Source organism: Arthrobacter sp. (genome assembly GCF_031988865.1).
GTDB lineage: Bacteria > Actinomycetota > Actinomycetes > Actinomycetales > Micrococcaceae > Arthrobacter_B.
On the sequence record NZ_DALZXY010000176.1, the window covers coordinates 1 to 1816 of the forward strand.

At 68.2% G+C, this 1816-nt stretch carries 2 protein-coding genes; one reads left to right on the forward strand and one right to left on the reverse strand.

Annotated features, from left to right (window positions below; genetic code table 11):
* Positions 1–167 precede the first annotated feature (167 nt).
* Positions 168–767, forward strand: a complete 600-nt coding sequence (locus tag RTN46_RS16965) for a phosphatidic acid phosphatase (protein ID WP_312183222.1) — start codon at positions 168–170, stop codon at positions 765–767.
* Between the two features lie 15 nt (positions 768–782).
* On the opposite strand, the gene RTN46_RS16970 is transcribed toward RTN46_RS16965, so the two are convergent.
* The coding region (locus tag RTN46_RS16970; RefSeq protein WP_312183224.1) for a glycoside hydrolase family 38 C-terminal domain-containing protein at positions 783–1816 on the reverse strand (1034 nt) is incomplete at its 5' end.

Here is a 1816-nt window from a genome sequence, read left to right on the forward strand (position 1 = left end):
GCTGGGTGTGCAGATATGGCGAGCTTGGGCGGGTTGCGTGCGCAGATATGGCGGGTTGTTCGGCGGGGAGGTCGCCTGAGCTGCGCACCGGATCGCTGCCGGCGGGCCCGCTCTGCCGGCCGGCAGCCCAGCCATCCCTGCCAGCAAGACCGCCGTATGATCGTCTGATGCCCAAAACCCAGCTGGCTCCAGCATCCCGATCCCGGCAGCTGGCGCGCATCGTCACTGAAACCTCCTCCCCGGCCGTGATGGTGGGACTTCTGCTGTTGTTGCAGCCGCTGCTCAGCCCCGGCGTCACCTGGCTGCAGGGAACAGTGGCGGCGGGCTTCACCGTGGGCCTGCCCTTTTGCTTGATTCTGTGGTTGAAGCGGCGCGGTTCGATAACTGACCACCATGTGGGGGTGCGCTCCCAGCGAGCTCCGATCCTGGCTGCTTCGGCACTGTCTTTGAGCTTTGGCGCACTGGTCCTTCTCCTCCTGCACGCCCCGGCCGTCCTCTTTGGCGAAATCGGCGGAGTATTTATCGGCCTGATGCTGTGTATGGCGGCGAACCTGGTGTGGAAGCTCTCCGTCCATTCCGCCGTGGCCGCGTACATTGGTTTGACCCTGCTGGCGCCCGTTTCCGTGTTTGGTCCGGCCCTGGCACTGATGCTGGCATCAGCCACCGGGTGGTCCCGGGTGAAGCTCGGTGACCATACGCCCACTCAGGTCCTGGCCGGGCACCTGGCCGGGTGCGTGGCTTTCGCGGCGGCCTTGCTGCTGCCCTGATCGGGCCGGTCAACTTCACCGCACGCGGAAGCGCACGGTGGCCAGCTCGAACGGGCGGAGGCTGAGCCGCACGCCGCGGCCGCTGCCCTCGCCACCGCCACCGCCGCGGCCACTGCCCTCGCCACCGTCGCCACCGCCGCCTCCACCGCCGCCGTCGTCGACGCTCACCGCTGTGGACTCAACCCCGCGCTCCAGCAAGTCCGTGGCCACCGCCGACCGGTGGTCGAAATCTGCCCGGAGCCGGGCCTCGGCGCGGCCGCCGTGGGCTTCGTACAGCCGGACGATCACGTCGCCGCTGTGGTCCTCCGCGAGCTTCACAGCTTCGATCACCACCGCGGGATTATCCACCGTCACCAGCGGGGCCAGCTCCGTGGTCCCGACGCCCGCAACGGTGCGCAGCGGCAGGTTCAGCCGGTAACCCTCAGCGACGGCGTCGGCAATCGCGGAGCCGGGACGGAGGGAGAACCGGAAATGGTGTTTGCCCTGGTCAGCCTCCGGGTCCGGGAACAGCGGGGCGCGCAGGAGGGAGAGCCGGACCGTGGTGCAGGTCCGCCCGTCCACTTCATCCCGAAGGGTGTCGTGGCCGTAGGTGGAATCGTTGGCCACCGCGACGCCGAAGCCGGGTTCGCCGACATGGACCCACCGGTGCGCCACCGTTTCAAAACGGGCCGAATCCCAGGAGGTGTTGGCATGGGTGGGCCGGTACAGGTGGCCGAACTGGATTTCCGACGCCGCTCGCTCGGCATGGACGTCCAGGGGGAATGCCAGCTTGAGCAGCTTCTGCCGCTCGTGCCAGTCCACGTCCACGGCCAGATCCACGGCGGCGCCGTCCGGGCTCAGGCTGATCCGCTGATCGATCGTGGAGGACCCGAAGGAGCTGGAGTCGGAGGGGCTGGCGCCGATCGTACGCCGGATCCGCAGCACCCGGCCGCCGTCCTCGGTATCGATCGAGTCCGGTTGCATCAGGTCAGTGGTGTTGAACCGGTAGTGCGCATCGAGGTCCCAGGCATCCCATTGGTTGGGGGTGTCCCGGAACAGCTGGAACAGGT

What these genes read in the sequence shown, in the direction of transcription:
- RTN46_RS16965 (WP_312183222.1), top strand. Translation starts at nt 168, where the DNA reads ATGCCCAAAACCCAGCTGGCTCCAGCATCCCGATCCCGGCAGCTGGCG.